We start from the raw sequence: 17,957 nt of genomic DNA on the forward strand, positions 1-17,957 counted from the left end.
GATGAAAGAATTCAAAAATTCCCTCAATGGTTCTGGTTTGAAGGTCGCGATTGCTGTCGCCCGCTTCAATGAAGTAGTGACTGACCGCCTCCTTGAAGGCGCTGTCCGCGAACTTGAAACGCTCGGCGTCGATAGCGATGATATCGCTGTGGCTCATGTGCCGGGTGCATTTGAATTGCCGGGCCTCTGCCGCAGATTTGTGGATTCTGGCGATTACGATGCCGTGATTGCTCTCGGTGCCGTTATCCGTGGCGAAACGGGTCACTACGACGTGGTCGTGAACAACTCTACGGGCGGAATCGCATCGCTCGCTGCCGAAGGCAAGGTTCCGGTGATTCTCGGAATCTTGACGACCGACACGGTTGACCAGGCGATGAACCGCGCAGGCCTCAAGGCTGGAAACCTCGGCTGCAACTGGGCAAGAACTGCCGTTGAAATGGTAAATCTTTACAAGCAGATTGGGAAATAATTATGGCACAAGTAAGTTTTAGACCTGCTCGCGTCTTTGCGATGCAGTTGCTTTACGCAATGGAAATTTCTGGCGGTACGGTCGCTGATGCACTCCCGGGTGTTCTGGAAGCCCAGCCGCTCCAGGACAACATGAAAAAGTACGGCATGAAGCTTGTCGACTTGGTCCTTGCTCACAAGGCCGAACTCGATTCCGAAATTGAAGCCTGCTCCGCTCATTGGGGAATTGAGCGCATGGCGACTCTCGACAGGATTGTGCTGCGCATCGCGATGGTCGAACTTTTGTATGTTCCTGAAATCCCGATGAAGGTGGTCATCTCTGAAGCTGTTCAGGTGGCTGCTAAGTTCAGCACGGATTCTTCGGGTACGTTCGTGAACGGACTCCTCGCCGGATTCTTGCAGAAGCGTGGCATGGTTGCAAACAATACTAAGAAGGATGCTTAATTTTTATGAAGATTAACGAGAAGTGGCATAAGCACATCTTTGCCGGTATCGCTGGCTTTATTGCATTGATCGTTTACATGATGACGATGGCCCCGACGGTCTCTTTCTGGGACTGCGGTGAATTCGTCGCCTGCGCTAACACACTTGGCATTCCGCATCCTCCTGGAACGCCGTTCTTCGTGTTCTTTGCCCGTGCGGTCATTCTCCTTTTGCCGTTCGTGGGCGAAATCGCAAAGCGCGTGAACTACATCTCTGTGGTGAGTTCTGCCGCAACGGTCTATGTGACAGCCCTCTTTGCCTGGGAACTTTTGGCAACGGTCCTCAAGACTGACAGCCTTGCCGAAAAGATTTCTGAAAAGATGCGCACGTTTGTGCTCGGCACTGCCGCTCTCGTCGCTGGCTTCCTCCTCACGTTCTCCGATACGTTCTGGTTCAACGCGGTCGAAGCTGAAGTCTATGGCGTTGCCATGTTCATCTTGATGCTTGTCTCTTACCTCGGTCTCGTGTGGTACAACAAGCGCGAAGAATCGGGTAGCGACCGCATCCTCATCTTCATTTGCTATATCGCATTCCTTGGCGTTGGCGCTCACCTTTACACGATGCTCACTGTCCCGGCTGTGTTTGCCTTGCTTCTCGTGGCTCAGCCGAAAAAGATTGTTGAACGCATCCCTATCTGGATTACGGGTACGCTCCTTTGCTCCGTGATTTACATGGTCTCTGCTTTCATTGAAATCTCGCTTTTCTGCCTTGTCGTACTTTCTCTTGTGGTCTTTGTGCCTGCTATCCGTAGCGTTTTCCCGGCTCGCGTGAACCATGCGTTCAAGCTTTCGCTTGCCTTTGCGTTCTTTGCTTTGGTCGGCTACAGCACGCACCTCTACATCCCGATCCGTTCGGAACTCAACCCGACGATTGACGAAAACGACCCGGAACTGAACATCCGCGACGAACAGGGCAACCTCCAGCTCGGCAACCTCTTCGAAGCCAAAAACTGGGAAGCTTTCAATGCGTTCATTGAACGTAAGCAGTATGGTTCCGAAAGCATGATTACCCGTGCTTTCTACCGTCGTTCCCAGATTGCTCACCAGGTGCTCTCTTTCCCGAGCATGAGCTATGGTGGTTACCAGATGGCTCAGTACCTGCCGACTAAGGTGGGCGGGGTGAATTACGCTAATGGTGTTTACGCTTTTGATGCTTCCGAAAATGAACCGATTGAACGTTTGGGATTCAAGTTCCCGACGCAGATGTCGTTCATGGGCGACAATACCTTTATGCAGCTCTTTTTCTTCTTGCTGTTTAACGGTCTCCTGGTTGCAACTTGCGTGTACGTTTACAAGCGCAACAAGCATGTGGGTATCTTTATTTCGTCGCTTTATGCCCTTTGCTCTCTTGGTCTCCTGTTCTACATCAACTTTGCCGATGGCACCCGCATGGAACAGCGCGACCGCGACTACTGGGTGAGCGCTATGACGCGCAATGTGGCCGACCTGAACAACGCCGGTGCGGGCATTACATCTCTCCCGGACCCGAACGAACTCATTGACCTTCGCCAGGAGATTGAGACTGCCAAGTACAGGATTGAACGCCTCCGCATGCGTAATGCGCCGGCATCGCAGATTGTTGAATTCGAAAGGAAGATTAGCGCTGCCGAAAATACCACAGCTTGGAAGAACTGGCAGAAGATTGAAGAAAGCTTTGCCCGCTTTGGCCAGCGCGCTCCGTTCCCGGAAGCTGTCCACATGGAAGTCCGTGAACGTGACTACTTCTACACGCCGGCTTTCATCTTCATGAGCATGATTTACGGTATCGGCGCAGGTATCCTTGTGCTCCTTGCCGCAACGACTACAACAACGGCCGCCTTCGCCTCTCCGATTGCAGCTGCTCTCGTGCTCGTCTCTTTACTTGTCCCGTGCATTTCGAACTACAAGGAACATGACCGTTCCGGCCTCTGGGTTCCTTGGGATTACGCCTACAACCTCCTCAACAGCTGCCGTCCGAACGCCATCCTCTTCACGAATGGCGATAACGACACGTTCCCGCTGTGGTTTGCTCAGGAAGTTGCCGGTGTCCGTAAGGACGTCCGCGTGGTGAACCTCTCCTTGGGTAACACCGACTGGTACATCAAGCAGATGCTCACGAACGAGCCGGTTCTCAAGCTTTCTTACAACAAGGAAACCATCGACAACGACATGGTCCTTGACAATAGCAGCGCCAACAACCCGAACCACCAGGTTGCTACTTGGGTTCGCCGTGCCGAAGCCTTGAAGCCGAAGCTCAAGGAACGTATTGATCAGATGGAAGCTAAGGGCTACCTCTCTGATGCCGATTCTGCAAAGCTTCTCCAGTTCAAGGTGAACTACCAGGTCTGGGATGCATTCCTCGATTGGGCCAAGAAGTATCGCTCCAGCATGATGCTCACGCAGTACAAGCTCGTGATTGATCTTGCTCTCCAGAACATGGACCGCCCGATTGAAATCTCGACGACTGTCGGCAATTCGAACTTCATGGGCCTTGAAAAGTACATGGTCCAGGAAGGTATGGTCTATAACTTTGTGAAGGGCGACCTCACGCCGAAGCAGAACGCCTTTGATGCCAAGGTTACGGCAGCCATGATCGACACCGTTTACAAGTTCCGCGGTCTCGGTGACGGTTCTGCTTACATCAACTCCGAAACGGAACGTTTGCTCAGCAGCTATGTCTCGCTCTACTTGCAGATTTCGTTCGACGCTCGTGAAAAGATTGCTGCCCTCGTGACCAAGAAGCCGTTTACCAGTGCTGACAAGGCCGAAGTCGAAAGAATTGCTACCGACGCCGCCAAGTACCTCGAACTCGGCATTTACCAGTTCCCGAGAGAATGGCGCAACTACTGGGCCGCCTCTTACGTTTATGCCTCTGCAGGCATGAAGGATAAGGCTGTCGATGTTATTGAACGCGGCCTTAAGAACATTCCTGCATACGATGGTCCGGGCCAGAACCGCCTTGCAATGAGCCTCAAGCAGATTGAAGCGATTACTGAGGATTTGCTCAAGGTCGATGAAGCTCCAGCTGATGCTCCTGCTGCTGACGCCGCTCCTTCTGTAAATTAGTTCTCGAGGTATTGTCATGGATTTGAGCTTGGTTATCCCTGTTAAGGAAGAAAGTGAAAACCTTCCTGAGTTGTTTAAGGAAATTTGGGCCGCCATTCAGCCGACCGGTATGGAATTCGAGGTTATCGTTATCGATGACGGTAGCCGCGACAATACCTGGGAAGTGGTGGAGGGGTTGGCCAAGGAATACAACGCTATGCCGGGTTCCTCGGTAAGCGCATTCCGTTTCCAGTTCAACTGCGGCAAGGCCGCGGCGCTCGCCCTTGGCTTTTCCAAGGCTCGTGGCAAGTACGTAGCCACGCTCGATGGCGACTTGCAGGATGACCCGCTCGAAATCCCGAAGATGATCAAGATTCTCGAATCCGGTTACGACCTCGTTTCCGGCTGGAAGATTCGCCGCCTCGATCCGTGGCACAAGACGATGCCTTCCAAGCTTTTCAATTTGACCGTGTCGATTGTCTGCGGCAAGCGCCTTCACGATTTCAACTGCGGCATCAAGGCATACCGCAGTTCCGTGGTCCGCTTTATCCAGCTTTACGGCGACTACCACCGCTTTATCCCGGTGATGGCCAAGTGGCAGGGCTTCCGCATTACAGAAATGCCGGTGGCGCACCGCGCCCGAGTTCATGGAGTCTCGAAGTATGGCGTTTCCCGCCTAGTGAGCGGATTCCTTGACTTGGTCTCCCTCATGTTCATGCGTAGCTTCTCCTCGAAGCCGCTCCATTTCTTTGGCCTTTTCGGGCTGTTGCTGCTCGTTTTTGGCCTTGGCATTTGCGGCTATTTTGGCTATGAATGGATACAGACGGGGGCAATGCACGTGCGTCCGCTCTTGTTGGCTGGCGCCTTCTCGCTTGTCATGAGCGTCCAGTTCTTCTCGCTTGGGCTCCTTGGCGAAATGATGAATGGCAATAAAAAACGCACTTATCCGGTTTCTGATGTCATTGGCCAGTTGTAATTTTGTATAGATTTGTGTTTAGAGAGGTATTTAATGGCGTTTCCTAAGAGTTTGGTAATCATTCCGACTTACAATGAGAAGGAGAATATTCTCCTCATCATGTCGGCGATTTTGGAACAGAATGAATGTCTTGAAATTTTGGTGGTGGACGATGGCTCTCCGGACGGTACGGGCGACCTCGTTCAGGCCGAAGCGGACAAGAATTCACGAATTCATTTGATTCGCCGTAAGGGCAAAATGGGCCTTGGCTCCGCTTATGTGACTGGATTCAAGTGGGCACTCGAACGTGATTACGAACGCGTGTTCGAAATGGATGCCGACTTCAGCCATTCTCCGACGGACTTGAACCGCTTCCTGGAAACTGCCGAAAATGCCGACCTCGTGCTAGGTAGCCGCTATCAGGACCACCGCATCAGCGTGGTGAACTGGGACTTGCGCCGCCTCATTTTGAGCTATGGTGCAAATGTCTATACCCGCATTGTGACGGGCCTCCCAATTAGCGATGCGACGGGCGGCTTCAAGTGCTTCCGCCGCGAAGCGCTGCAGGCTTTGAACCTCGACAAGATGAAGAGTGACGGTTACTGCTTCCAGATTGAAACGACTTTCAAGATTTGGAAGAAGGGCCTTCGCGTCAAGGAAATCCCCATCATCTTTACGGACCGCACACGTGGCACCTCCAAGATGAGTGGTGGAATCATCTCCGAAGCGTTCTTCCTCGTGCTGAAACTACGATTAGGACTGGCTTAGGTATGGGCGCGCTTCGCTTTGAGCTATGGGGTCGCCTTGCTTTGCAAGGCTTTGGGCAAAATCAAGACGACTTCAATATCAAACAATAATGATGTTCCTTTAAGCAATAACCCCACACCCCAAAGCATCCCATAAGGGATGCGAGCCCACAACCTCATAACCCGCTATGCTTTCCTGTTCCGTCATTATCATTGCTTATAACTCTTGCGACTTCATTCCGGCATGCCTCAAGTCTGTGCGCGATGCTTGCGAAGGAATCGATTCGCAAATTATTGTTTTGGATAACGGTTCCAACGAGCCGATTATTCCCGAAATCAAGAACTTCTTCCCGGAAGTGGAATGGATTGACTCCAAGGAAAATTTGGGCTTTGGTAAAGGCTGTAACCTCGCTGAAAAGCATGCGACTAAGCCGTATCTGTTCTTTATCAATCCGGATACGATCATTTCGAAGAACGCTTTCCGCGAAATGCTCCAGTTCATGGGAGAACATCCGGATGCAGGTACTGTCGGTTGCCGTATTCTGAACGAAGATGGAACGCTCCAGTGGGCATGCCGCCGCTCTTTCCCGACGATTGTTTCTGCAGTGTCGAAGACGATAGGTCTTGCTGCACTTTTCCCGAAGAGCAAGACGCTCGCCAGCTATAACATGACGTACGCCGATCCGGACGAGATGATTGAAGTTGATGCCGTGAGTGGCTCCTTCTTCTGCATCCGTCGTGACGTTTATGAAAAGTTGAACGGCTTTGACGAAGACTTCTTTATGTATGGTGAAGACCTTGATCTTTGCTTTAGAACAAAGAAAATGGGGCTCCACAACTATTACACTCCGGTCACGAACATCCTGCATTTTAAGGGGCAGAGTTGCCGTACGCGCCGTTGGGGCTCGTATGTAGACTTCTACAAGGCGATGCTTATCTTTGTGAAAAAGCACAAGGACCTTTATTTTGTCCCGAATTTCCTTGTGTCTTTCGGTATTCTGTTTGCCGCATTCGTGGGCATGTTCTCGCGCCTTATCCCAAAGTTCTGGAAGATGTTCCTCGACTTGGGCGTGGTTGCCATTTGGGCTTTCTTCATTCTCTGTTACGAAGCAGGTATGGTTTCCACGAGCGACAATGTTGTTATCCATAATGGCTTTGATGACTGGATTTTGGCTGTCTTAGTGGTTGTCCTGAATCTCGTGTTCCTCATGTTCCGTGGGGAATATACGGTTTCAAGTCTCAAGGGCGAAAAGTTCTTGCGTTACTTGATTCCTTTGAACTTGCTCATTGTCGGTGGGTATTCGGCGTTCCGCTACTTCACCCAAAGCCCTGTTGTCATTGATTCTTCGGCCTATTTGCCGTACGATTCCCATTGGATGACGCTTGCGGTCTGCTCCAGCCTCTTCATCCCGTTTGCGCTTTTGGCTTGGCGTCGCGTCGCGTTCTGGATAAACTATTTCTACCGCATCTTTGCGAAGAAGCGTCACCGCTCCATCTTGCTGGGTGGCCGCGAAGATTCCCTCAACAACTGGTTCGATAGCTACAACGTGATTCCGGGTATTGAAATTCTCGGATGCGTGAGTTCTGAACCTGAAAAGTTGAGCGAAGAAAACCGCAAGCATCTCCTTGGCCCGCTTTCGGACATGGAGTCCATTTGCAACCGCACGGGCTGCCGCGAGCTTTTGGTGGTCTCGAATTTCTCGGGTTACCGCGAAGAATTCAACATCAACTGGCTTGATAAACTGGGCATGTGCGTGTATTTGCTCATCGGAAATGGCAAAAACGGCAATTTTGCCCTCGTAAACCTCAAATATCTTCGTTAAAAATCGCCCTTTTTTATAAAAATGTGTTATTTTTTTAACGAAATAACACTATTAAAAGGTTTTATGCTCGATTCTAAATTGTTAAGTATTCTTTGCTGCCCGGAAACTCGTCAACCTCTTTCCCAGGCGGGCGAGGACTGCATCGCTCTTTTGAACAATGCTATTAAAGCTGGTACGCTCAAGAATGTTGCCGGCGAAGCTATTACTGAACCCCTGGCCGAAGCGCTTACGACTCCTGATGGTTCTCGAGTCTATCCGGTTCGTGAAGGCATTCCTGTACTTTTAGCGGATGAAGCTATTCTTCTTCCATTGGAGAAATGATGGCTGTAACGTTGGATTCTCTCAGAAAGACTGTAAAAAAGAATAAGGGGCGTTCTCAGGCTTTGGCCTGGCTTGCCGACATGGAACGTGCTTCGGGTGACTACGAAGCCGCCCTCAAGACGGTGGATGCCGCTCTTGCCGCGTCTCCGTCCGATATTCCGGCAATGTTGGTCCGTGCCAAGATTTTGGCGGGCCAGCAGGATTTTGCGGGGAGTATCTCTGAATACAAGAAGGTGCTCGCCAAGGATCCGTTCTGTCTCTCTGCCCATAAAAGAATGGGGGAATCCTACGATAAGCTTGGCAAGGAAGCCGAACGCAACGCCTGCTTCCGCCGTGTTCACGACATGGACCCGCTAGACCCGTTCTGGAAAGATGAATACGATGTCTTGACCGAAGAAGAACAGGCTAGCCTGGTTGCTCCGCCGATGGACGATAGCTCGTTCACGATGGATGTTACTGACGATTCTGAAAATGCAGAATCTGGCGAAGACAATATCTTTGCAAATCTTGCAGCATCGCTTCCGAATACGGACGAAGAAGACAACTCTTCGATGGATGCTTTGCGCAACTCTCTTAATTTTGCTTCTGATGAAATCGCCAAGGGTGGCGATGAGGTTCAGGATGCAAGCTTTGATCAAGCCTTGAATTCGTCCGAAGTGTCGTCTGCAATTTCTGACATCTTGGGCGGTGATGACGATCTTGACGTGGAGGAATCTTCCGGTGAAAAGTCTTCCGCTTCGTCTTCTCTCTTCTCGCATTTTGCGGATGAGAACGAAAAGGCTGATGAAGCTGTTGAACCGCAGCTTGAAGAAAAATCTAACGAAAATGAATTTAGTCTCGACAGTCTGGACGAACCGCTAGAAGCGGACGAACATGCGACGAATGTCGATGATGCATTCTCTTCGCTTTTGGGAGAAGATGAACTCCCGGAAGAAGCTCCGGCTACACAAAGTGCTGCTCCTGCACAGGAAGAGGGGGGACTGTTTGAAAAGTCCGCCGATGCAGACTTTAGCCTGAATGAAAATGCAAGCTTGGACGAAGGTGCAGGTCTGAATGAAGACTCCGGCTTGAACGAAGGTACTGATGCTCCGGCTGAATCTCTTGATGTGCCGGATGAAGAACCGACGGATCAGGAAAACCTTGCTGGCGGGCATTCCGAAAGTGCCATTCCGACGACGCACATGGATTTCTCGGATGAAGAAGACTATGGTGAACCGAATCTTCTTAATTTGGATGAATCCGAAGAACCTAAGGCAGAAGAATCTGCAACGAATGTCGATGATGCGTTCTCTTCGCTTTTAGGCGATGATGAACTCCCCGAGGAAAAGTCCGAAAAGCCCGCTGAAACAGCTGAAGAAGAAGTTTCTTTAGAAGAGCCTATTGCAGAACAGCCGGCAGAAGAAACTGTTGAAGAGGCTGTTGAAGAAACTGCCGCTCCGGTTGAAAAAACTGCTGCCGAACCTTCTCTTGAAGAAACCGCATCTGAAAGTGAATCTGCTGAATTGACTTTGGATGAACCGGCTGCGGAAGAGTCAACTGCAGATGAGTCTACTGAAAAAACGCTTGAAGAATCTGTCGAAGATTCTTTTGGTAGTTTGTTTGAAAAGTCTGCCGATGCAGATTTCAGCTTGAATGACGAACCTTCGGCTGACGAGTCCTCGGAATCTGTTCTTGAAAAGGCTCCTGAATTTACCCCGACGGAATCTGCGGAAAATATCGCACCGGCAGCAGGTCTTGTTCCGACCTCTCACATCGACTTCTCTGATGAAGAAGATGCACCGAAGGCTGATGATGATTTTGTCTTGGATTTAGACGAAGAAGCTCCGGCGGAAAAGCTTGAAGAACCTGCTGCTGAAGAAGTTGCTGAAAATGTTGCCGAAGCTCCTGCTGAGTCTTTGGAAAATGTGGCAACTGAAGAAGATGAATCTGCCGCTGATGAAGTGGATGGCGCCTTTGACGCTCTCTTCGGTGACGATGATGACGCTCCGGCTGAAAAGGCTGTTGAAGAAACGCCTGTTCAGGAAGAACTTGCTGCTGACGAATCTCCGAAGGAAGAAGACTTAGCTAAAGAAATGGGTGGCGCATTTGCCTCCATGTTCGGCGATGATGATGCTACGCCTGCTGAATCCGCTCCTGCTGAAGAACCGGTTGAAAAAGCTCCTGCTGAAGAACTTTTAAGTCAGGAAGCGACAAGCGCAGAATTTGAAGAAGAAGCGGTCAAGGATGACGTTGAAAAGAGCGTCGATGAATCCTTTGATAGTATCTTCGGTGCTGATGCCGATGACCTTCCGGAAGAAAAATCCGAAGTTGCTGAAGCTCCTGCTGACGCTTCGACTAGCTCAGTGACCGAAAATATTGAAGAAACCGCAGCTCCGGCCGAAGAACCAACAAGCGTGTTCTCTGCTCCGATTGATTCTTTTGAAGAACCGTCTGACGAGACTCTCGAAGAGCCTGCCGCAGAACAGCTTGAAGAACCTGTTGCTGAAACGGCTGAACCGGTCGCAGAAGAAGCTCCTTCCGCTGAACTCGATTCCATTGACTCCGAAGTTTCTAACGCATTCAAGGGCCTCTTTGACGAAGACGATTCTTTGCCGGAATCCGATGAACCGAACAATAACGGTGTAGATTACCTGATGTCCGGCGATTCCGATGATGAGGTGGCTGCAAGCCTCGTTGAAAATGCCGATGCTCCGCTATCCCGAGGTGCTACCGATTTGGACGACAGTCTGAACACGCGTACGCTTGCGGACATTTATATGGAGCAGGGCGTTTACGATAAGGCTCTTGAAATTTATTCGGATCTTGCCAAGAAAAATCCGGATAACGAAGATATCAAATCTCGTCTTGAAGAAGTAAAGAAACTCTGTCGCGAAAAGTTTGGAGAAGTCTAATATGGCTGAACTTCGCATCGAACAGCTCTTGCGTGAGATGGTGAACCGCAAGGCGTCTGACTTGCATTTGCGAGTTGGCGTTCCGCCTGTTTATCGTATCAATGGCGCGTTGCAAAGACTTTTTGATGTGCGCATCGATAGCGCCATGATGGATTCCTTCTTGGATGATATCATGAATCGCGATCAGAAACAGCGTTTTGAAGCGAACAAGGAATGCGACTTTGCCGTGGGCGCCCGCGATATGGGCCGTTTCCGTGTGAACGTGTTTCGCCAGCGTGGTACAATCGCAGTTGTGATTCGTCATATCAAGGCTGTGATTCCACCGTTCGAAGAATTGCATTTGCCCGAAATCATTCGCGATTTGGCTTTGACCAGGCGTGGCCTTGTGCTTGTGACGGGTACGACGGGTTCGGGTAAGTCCACAACGCTTGCCTCGATGATTGACTACATCAATCAGAAAGAATCTGTGAACGTCATTACAGTCGAAGACCCGATTGAATACCTTTATCGTGATAACGTGGCGATTATCTCGCAGCGTGAAATTGGTGTGGATACGCTTTCTTACGCGAATGCACTCCGTGCCGCGCTCCGTCAGGACCCGGATGTGCTCCTTGTGGGCGAAATCCGTGACCTTGAAACGATGCAGATTGCGCTTACCGCTGCCGATACGGGCCACATGGTGTTTGCGACTATCCATACGACGAACGCCGTAGAAACGATCCACCGTGTGCTTTCGATGTATCCGCCGCACCAGCATGACGAAATTCGTCTGTTGCTTGCCGAAGTCTTGGTGGGTATCATTTCGCTCCGTCTTTTGCCGACGAAGGATGGCAAGGGGCGAGTCCCTGCTGCCGAAATTCTCGTGAATACGGGTGCCATCAAGGAATACATCCAGGACAAGAACAAGATTGACATGGTGGAACAGGCTGTTGCCGAAGGCCACATTCAATACCATAGCCAGACGTTCGACCAGGCGCTCCTCGAACTTTACCAGAACGAGCAGATTTCGCTTGAAACGGCTATGAATGCTGCTACGAACCGCGATGACTTTGACCTTAAGATTCGTGGTATCTCTGGTACATCTGACCGCGGCTGGATGTAGTTTAGACGAAAGGCGAGCAAAAATGCTCGCCTTTTATCTTTAGTCTTTCGTCTGTAGGGCCTCTACGGCCCGTTCTTTCGTCTACTTCGTATAAACGCAGCGATCGGTGCTGTTTCCGAAGCAGGTCTTGGTCATGCCGCTCACGCTGCTCACGACGCCCGGCTTACCTACGCTAGAGACCATCTTGCTACCCGAGAAGCTTGGCTTGAATGCGATATCCGATGTGCCATAATAGCTATTGGTGTCGAAATTAACGCTGTATTGTGTACCTTCTTCGGAGTTGTTTGTGCCGAATCCGAGCAACTTGCCGCCTGTAATCGATGTTGTTCCGTCGGAATCGACCATGCCGCCCATACCGCCGTTCATGCGGCATTCCACGATGATGACGCCTCCGGTGATGCTGATGCCGCCATTGCTGTCGATGCCGTCTGTGTCGCCTGTGCCCACGTAAACGTAGTGGTAACCGCCAGAGACCTTGAGATTCCCGGTGCTACCGCCCATGCCTCCGCCTGCTCCGCCCCAGCCGCCGCGACTTGTGTTGCCTGTGGAGGTCGTGCTTGTGCCGCCGGCTGCATTCCAGCCATCGTCTGTAGTGATGACGCTTGTGATGCCGCCTTCAAAGTTCATGTCCGGAGATTCCATACCTTCGTAGGCGATGGTCACGCTCACGTTGGCGTTGTCCTTGACGTAGAGTGCTTTTTCGGCGTGGACACCGTCGTCGTCTGTTGCGATGGTCATTGTGCCGCCGCTGAGCGTGATTGTTCCGCCACTGTGGATACCGTCGTCACGGCTGTTGATGTCAATAACGCCACCGCTGATGGTTATGCTTGAATCGCCCTTGATGCCCTTCATGCTTTCGCTCGGGGAGCAGGAGCTTCCGCCACCCATGCCGCCCGGGAATCCGCCACCGCCGAATCCGCCGCTGCTACTGGTGTTTAAGCTGAGGCAGGATTGTCCGCCGCCAGTTGTAATCTTGATGTTCGGACTCTTGGATTCGCCATTGGCAACGACAACTGCGTTTGCTGCCGTGATGCCGTCAAATGCAGATGTTACGGTGATGGTGCCGCCTGTGATTTCGATGGAACCCTTGCCGTTTGCCAAATCTGTTGCGTCTTCGGTATCGCTCTTGATGCCGTCGCCTTCGGTCGTGGTGATATTGATTGTACCGCCGCTGATTTCAACGGAGCCTTTACCCTTGAGGCCGTTATTCTTGGCGTTCACGGTGATGAGGCCGTTTTTCACTTTCAAGTCGTTGCTGGTATGGATACCGTTGTTGTAGTTGGCCTTGACGATAAGCGTACCTTCGCCTTTGATGGTCAGGTCATCCTTGGCGTAAATGCAAGCGCCCGTCGTATCGGTCTTGGCTTCGCCGGAGTCATTGGTGTAGTTGTAAGTCTTGGTGCGCGAAGAACCGTCCGTGAACGTGTTGGTCGTGCCGTTTTTGGCAACGACAAAAGCCTTGCTTGCTTTTTGCACGTAAATCGGGGCGTCCGCGGTGTTTGTGAGCGTGAGGCCCTTCATGTTCAGGTAGACGGAACTATCCGTCTTGGCGGTGTTTACGAGAATCTGGGCGTCGCTACCGCTGTAAGAACCGCTAAAGTCGTATTCGCCGCCGCAAGTAATGGTAACTGTACCGCCCGTAGCGGTGACGCAGTTATTTGTATTGGCGACCGTTGCGCCGCTTGCGGCGTAGGTGATGACCGGTGTTTCACCGTTGCTAATCACTTGCTGTACGGGGGAGCTTGAAGAACTTTGTGTGGCAGGCGTGCTAGAGGAACTCTGTACGCTCGGTATCGTCGAGCTGCTTGAATTGACGGCCGGGGCAACGCTGCTTGAAGATGCGGTGACGGCACTGCTTGTACCGTTGTTAGCGCTGCTTGCCGGAGTGTTGGCGGAGCTGCTCGAAACGGAGACGTTGGAATTCGAGGATGCGTTGAGGCCTGAATCGCTAGAATTGGCGACATTGGAATTTGAGGAAATGCCGGAGCCCGAGTCACTAGATACCGAGGTGTTTGATGTCGGAACTGTCTGGTTTTCGCTACCGCTGCTTGCCGGATTTTCTGTTGCTCCGGTTTCTGTACCAGTCTGCGAGTCGCTAGAGGTGATTCCTTCGCCTGCGTTGTAAAAATCGCCTATGGCGGGGTTCGAGTCCGAACAGCCAGCGAACATGGCCAAAGAAAGGCCAGAAATGCAACTCATTGTCAGAAGCTTTATTTTCATGATTATATCTCCCATTCAACAATTTTCTTAAAACGTATATTTCTTCAAATATGTTTAAAATGGTTGAATTGTTCTTTTTTAAGGACATTGAAATTTTAAGCGGAACAAAAAGTTCCGTACGGAACGAAAGGGCTCAAATTTTCCATTTTTGGCGAATCCGGCGAGCGAAAATGCTAAATTTGGTAAATGCTTTTAAAGAAAATATTCCCCTTTTTGTCTTGCTTTTTACTGGTTGCAGGTGTAAGCGAATCAAAGGCGGCTTCGCCGGTTATTGAACCCGAACATTCCCGCAACTTGCGCAATCTTGAAACCGCTCCGATGTTGTTCGAATACCATCGCCAGACGACGGGCAACGAACGCCAGTACTTTACGTACCCGCGCAGGGACACGACTTTCCGCAAGAATTTCATGAATACGGAAGGGAACGCGCTCCTTTACTTTGATAATTTGCGCGGCCCGGGCATTCTAGGGAACGGTCTCGATAGCGCAGGGAATACGATTCCGCGTGTGGCTATTGCGGCAAGCATTGTCGGTGGTATTGATTACCGTGGTGGTGAATCGCTTGGAGACCAGGTTTGGACAGGACGAGACTATCGCTATGAAAAAAAGTCCATTGGCGATACGATTTGGCCAGGAATTGACGGTGGTCTTTACTTGCGTGGCTTTGTGGATTCTGTAGACTTCGTGTTGGATGCGCGCATTTATAGCGAAGGGCATTCATCGAAGTCTCCGAAGTCTTTTGATGGTGAATTTCTTGAAATTCAGCGCGAAGAAAATAACTCCGGTGTTGAGTACACGAGCTATGCGCGTTATCGTACGCACTTTGCGTTCAACTACGACTGGTTGCGCCTTGACTTTGGCCGTGACGTGATGCACTGGGGGCCGGGCTACTACAACAACTTGACCTTGAACCAGTTCGCGCTCCCGTACAACATGATGAGCTTGGACTTGATGATAGGGCCTCTTCGCGTGATGAGCTTTTACGGGGACTTGCGTATATACGGCAGTATGAGCGACAAGAACAAGGAATTTACGCGAAACCTGTTCGGTCACCGATATGAATTGGCTGTGGGGAATGCAACGTTCGGTATAAGCGAACTCACTGTGCTTTATGACAATATGAAGCCTTGGCTTTTTGTGCCGACGGCGCCGTTGTTCATGGAAAAAGGGAACTATTCTGAAAGCAGCAATAACGGATCCATTTCGTTTGACTTTAACTACCGCCTGTTCAATATGGTGCGTCTTTATACGGAATTTTTCCTGGATGATATGGAATCTCCGATTAGCTTGATCAAGAATGACAATATCGAAGCCAAGTGGGCTTGGATGGCAGGTCTCCAGGCGGGTCATGATTTTTATTACAAAGGACACAAGATTGAAGCGGGCACGATTTTTGAATATGCCCGTGTAGAACCGTACGTTTATTCGCACTTTGATAAGAATACGGCGCAGATAGCGCATCTCGGTTTCCCATTGGGCAATCAGGGTGGCCCGAACAGTCGTACGATTGACTGGAATGTGTTTGCCCGTTTGGATGGACATATCTTTGCATCTGTTCGTCAGACGTGGTTCTGGAAGGGGACTGATTACGGTAGTGCCGTAAACGATACGACTCCGAAATCAAATCACATGAAACTTCCCAAGCATTATTTGAAAGGCGCCAAGCTCCAATATACGATTACGCCTGCCTTGAGTTACGAAGGGCAACGATTCGCATTTTTGGGTGAACTTTCCTTTGTTGATGATAAACGTGCTTATATCCGTGCAGGATTCAAGTGGTAGAATGTATGAAAAAGCCTGAACTTTTAGCACCTGCGGGTGACCTTGTACGAATGAAGTATGCATTTGCCTATGGGGCAGATGCGGTTTATGCCGGGCAACCGGCGTTCTCGTTGCGCGCTCGCGAAAACGGTTTTAAGAATCTTGATGACCTTGCTGAAGGCATTGCGTATGCGCATGAACATGGCAAGAAGTTCTACCTCACGAGTAACGTGATTCCTCGTAACGTGAAGGTGGAATCATTCCAGAAGGCTTTGAATGCTGCGCTTGAACTCAAGCCGGATGCCTTGATTGTCGCAGATCCGGGCTTTGTGGGCTGGCTTTTGAAGGAACATCCAGAAACGGAAGTTCATTTGTCTGTGCAGGCGAATACGACAAACTATCTTGCAGCTTCGTTCTGGAAAAACTTAGGCGTTCGCCGTATCATCTTGAGTCGTGAACTTCGCCTGTCTGAAATTTTAGAGATAAAGAAACAAGTTCCAGACCTTGAACTGGAAGTGTTCGTCCACGGTGCTGTTTGTATGGCCATGTCGGGTCGTTGCATGCTTTCGAACTGGGTGACGCACCGCGATGCAAACCAGGGCGCCTGTGATAACAGCTGCCGTATGCCTTATCGCTTGTATGCGAACTCCGGTCCGCAGGTCGAGGACTATCGCGAACATGAAGGCTCTTTTGCGCTCCAGCGCACCGACCGCCCGGAGCTTGACCCGATTGCGCTCGACGAAGACACGTGGGGTACTTACTTTATGAGTAGTCGTGACCTCTGCGCCCTGGACGTGATTCCAGAACTTGTGGCGGGCGGGCTTGACTCCTTCAAGATTGAAGGTCGTACACGCTCTGTGTACTACTTGAGCCAGGTCGTGCGCGCTTATCGCATGGCTATTGATGCCGTAGCAGAAGGCAATCCCGTACCCGAAGAAAGCCGTCGTGCGATTACCTTTGTCGATGGGCGAGGCTTTATGCCGGGATTCCTGCGCGGACCGTTACCGCAGAACTACGAAGCGACGCATGTGGATGCCGCTGGTGGCTGTGTGGCGGCCCAGATTAAGGACTTTGATGAGGCAACGGGCGCCTGCCTTGTGAACGTGAAAAATCCTTTCTCTATGGATGATACGTTGGAACTGATGACGCCCGATGGCATGCAGAAGTGCGAAGTCGAGGAAATGCTAGATTTCCGCGGTGCAGCTGCGGATCGGTTGAATCCGGGAACGGAAGGACGCGTTTTTCTAGGAAAAAATACCTTAAATAGCGAAAAAAACGCCAAATTTGGCTTTCTTGTGAAACGAGCAAATTCATAATATACCATAAAAAAATAGATTTGGAACATGGCTGTCGATAAAGCGACAAAAGAACAGGATGAACTTGAACTTTATCAGATCGATGATAAAGCGATTGTGCCGTTTTTCCAGAAACATCTGGAAGAGTTACGGCAGTTCATTCACGATCATCAATGCAATGATCATCTTTGCTTGCTGGTGTTGCTGAAGCAGTTTATTCGTACCTACCGCATGCCGTTCAACATGCAGCGCTATATGGAAGTTCAGAGAACTTTCATCCAGCGTTCTTTGCATGACAAGATTCAGGACCGCCAGCAGGCCGTGAGCCACTGGATTCAGGAATTTGCCGGTCGCCATCGCAATCGTATGATCCAGCTGCAGTGCTTGTATCTTGATCGCGTGAAGGACCGCTTGCTCCCTGAAATCGAAAAGCTGCTCGAAAATAGGATTGACCACCTGCAAGAAAAGCTCGGTGAGAATGGCGGACAAAATAACCAACCGCCACCGCCTCAAAATCCCTAAAATTTCACAAACGAATGATGTATGTAACTTGTTGATTTTCACCAAGTTACATTTTTTATAATGCAAAAAAGTGGCGTTTTTGAGCGAATTTCGCCATTTGTATAAGAATTTGTATGCTTAAAGTAAGAAAAATCTTGTCAAGGGATGTTTGAAAAAATACCTGTTGATAACTTGTGCTGAAATTAAGTGATAATTTTGTTACACATGCGTTTGTAAGGGTGGTGTAAACTGGAAAAAGTGTGATAAAAAATGTTTCTAATTTTTTTTTGCCGTTTTTAAGTCAAAAAAGGGCTTTTAAAAAATTTTTCGTCCGTGGTGCTTGTGGTTCGGATTTCCTTTCTTATTTT

At 50.2% G+C, this 17,957-nt stretch carries 13 protein-coding genes; 12 read left to right on the forward strand and 1 reads right to left on the reverse strand.

Annotation, left to right across the window (positions count from 1 at the left end):
* Nucleotide 1 precedes the first annotated feature (1 nt).
* The 9 genes from ribH to FSU_RS15765 all read left to right on the forward strand — a co-directional run bounded on the left by ribH (nt 2) and on the right by FSU_RS15765 (nt 11,812).
* Nucleotides 2-469, forward strand: coding sequence for a 6,7-dimethyl-8-ribityllumazine synthase (gene ribH, locus FSU_RS15725; RefSeq protein WP_014547328.1), 468 nt, complete (start codon nt 2-4; stop codon nt 467-469).
* A gap of 2 nt (nt 470-471) precedes the next feature.
* Entirely contained in the window at nt 472-912 is a 441-nt protein-coding gene (gene nusB / locus FSU_RS15730; RefSeq protein ID WP_014547329.1) for a transcription antitermination factor NusB, read from the forward strand.
* A gap of 5 nt (nt 913-917) precedes the next feature.
* Entirely contained in the window at nt 918-3,995 is a 3,078-nt protein-coding gene (locus FSU_RS15735) for a glycosyltransferase family 117 protein (RefSeq protein ID WP_014547330.1), read from the forward strand.
* Between the two features lie 16 nt (nt 3,996-4,011).
* Nucleotides 4,012-4,950 carry a glycosyltransferase family 2 protein gene (locus FSU_RS15740; RefSeq protein ID WP_014547331.1) on the forward strand — a complete coding sequence of 313 codons (939 nt, stop codon included), beginning with the start codon at nt 4,012-4,014 and terminating at the stop codon, nt 4,948-4,950.
* Between the two features lie 33 nt (nt 4,951-4,983).
* Nucleotides 4,984-5,697 carry a polyprenol monophosphomannose synthase gene (locus tag FSU_RS15745; protein ID WP_015732399.1) on the forward strand — a complete coding sequence of 238 codons (714 nt, stop codon included), beginning with the start codon at nt 4,984-4,986 and terminating at the stop codon, nt 5,695-5,697.
* Between the two features lie 166 nt (nt 5,698-5,863).
* Entirely contained in the window at nt 5,864-7,498 is a 1,635-nt protein-coding gene (locus tag FSU_RS15750; RefSeq protein ID WP_014547333.1) for a glycosyltransferase family 2 protein, read from the forward strand.
* 63 nt (nt 7,499-7,561) lie between these two features.
* Nucleotides 7,562-7,819: a Trm112 family protein gene (locus FSU_RS15755; protein WP_015732400.1), complete on the forward strand. Its 258-nt coding sequence runs from the start codon at nt 7,562-7,564 to the stop codon at nt 7,817-7,819.
* Nucleotides 7,816-10,710 (forward strand): tetratricopeptide repeat protein, encoded by a 2,895-nt coding sequence (locus FSU_RS15760; RefSeq protein WP_014547335.1) that lies wholly within the window; start codon nt 7,816-7,818, stop codon nt 10,708-10,710. The genes FSU_RS15755 and FSU_RS15760 overlap by 4 nt, the downstream gene beginning before the upstream one ends.
* 1 nt (nt 10,711) lies before the next feature.
* Complete coding sequence (locus FSU_RS15765; RefSeq protein WP_014547336.1) at nt 10,712-11,812, forward strand: type IV pilus twitching motility protein PilT; 1,101 nt, start codon at nt 10,712-10,714, stop codon at nt 11,810-11,812.
* 81 nt (nt 11,813-11,893) lie between these two features.
* Here FSU_RS15765 and FSU_RS15770 read toward each other — a convergent pair whose 3' ends face one another.
* Nucleotides 11,894-14,032 carry a carbohydrate-binding domain-containing protein gene (locus FSU_RS15770; protein ID WP_014547337.1) on the reverse strand — a complete coding sequence of 713 codons (2,139 nt, stop codon included), beginning with the start codon at nt 14,030-14,032 and terminating at the stop codon, nt 11,894-11,896.
* Nucleotides 14,033-14,245: 213 nt separating this feature from the next.
* Here FSU_RS15770 and FSU_RS15775 point away from each other — a divergent pair, with 213 nt between their 5' ends.
* The 3 genes from FSU_RS15775 to FSU_RS15785 are packed head-to-tail and all read left to right on the forward strand — an operon-like array spanning nt 14,246 to nt 17,610.
* Complete coding sequence (locus tag FSU_RS15775; protein ID WP_244263674.1) at nt 14,246-15,814, forward strand: capsule assembly Wzi family protein; 1,569 nt, start codon at nt 14,246-14,248, stop codon at nt 15,812-15,814.
* Between the two features lie 5 nt (nt 15,815-15,819).
* A complete protein-coding gene (locus tag FSU_RS15780) occupies nt 15,820-17,109 on the forward strand; it encodes a U32 family peptidase C-terminal domain-containing protein (RefSeq protein ID WP_014547339.1) in 1,290 nt (429 codons plus the stop codon).
* A gap of 27 nt (nt 17,110-17,136) precedes the next feature.
* Nucleotides 17,137-17,610: a hypothetical protein gene (locus tag FSU_RS15785; RefSeq protein WP_015732404.1), complete on the forward strand. Its 474-nt coding sequence runs from the start codon at nt 17,137-17,139 to the stop codon at nt 17,608-17,610.
* Nucleotides 17,611-17,957: the final 347 nt, after the last annotated feature.

The sequence above is a fragment of the Fibrobacter succinogenes subsp. succinogenes S85 genome (assembly GCF_000146505.1).
GTDB lineage: Bacteria > Fibrobacterota > Fibrobacteria > Fibrobacterales > Fibrobacteraceae > Fibrobacter > Fibrobacter succinogenes.